Origin of the sequence: Variovorax sp. 22077, assembly GCF_052044195.1 — a bacterium.
Classification (GTDB): domain Bacteria; phylum Pseudomonadota; class Gammaproteobacteria; order Burkholderiales; family Burkholderiaceae_C; genus Variovorax; species Variovorax atrisoli.
Genome location: NZ_JBQEQC010000097.1, coordinates 1 through 585, shown reverse-complemented (window position 1 = coordinate 585; position 585 = coordinate 1). Strand labels below are relative to the sequence as shown.

Annotated in this window: 1 protein-coding gene; it reads right to left on the bottom strand. The window is 62.1% G+C overall.

Annotation, left to right across the window (positions count from 1 at the left end; translation table 11 throughout):
• On the bottom strand, positions 1-585 hold a 585-nt coding region (locus ACTJLF_RS34665), incomplete at both ends, for an AMP-binding protein (RefSeq protein ID WP_440884909.1).

The window sequence follows — 585 nt, the reverse complement described above, 5'->3', positions numbered from 1 at the left end:
CGCCTGCGATGTAGAGCTCACCGGACACGCCTGCGGGCACCGGCTGCAGGGCCGCGTCGAGCACGTACACCTGGGTGTTCCAGATCGGACGGCCGATGGGGGGGCGCTCTTGTCCATTCATCGGAGTGCTCATGCTGGCGCAGATCGTGATTTCGGTCGGGCCGTAAGCATTGATCATGCGTCGTCCCTTCGACCAGCGTGCGGCCAACTCGTCCGGACAGGCATCGCCGCCTACAACCACGGTCTGCAAGTGCGGATATTTGCCATCCGGCAGCGTTGCCAGCGCGGCTGGCGGAATCAATGCATGGCTTATAGCCTGCTGATTGAGCAGTTGGGCCAGCTCTATCCCCAGCAGTCGGTGTGGCTCTGATAGGACCAGAGTGGCACCAGCGTGAAAGGCCATCAGCAGATCCATCACCGATGCGTCGAAACCACTCGAGGAAAACTGCAGCACACGTGCGCTGCGGCCGATGACAAAACGCTGCGTCATCGAAGTGCCGAGGCTGTTCAGGCCCGTATGCGAAACCATCACGCCCTTGGGCCTGCCGGTGGATCCGGAGGTGTAGATGACGTAGGCGGGGTTGG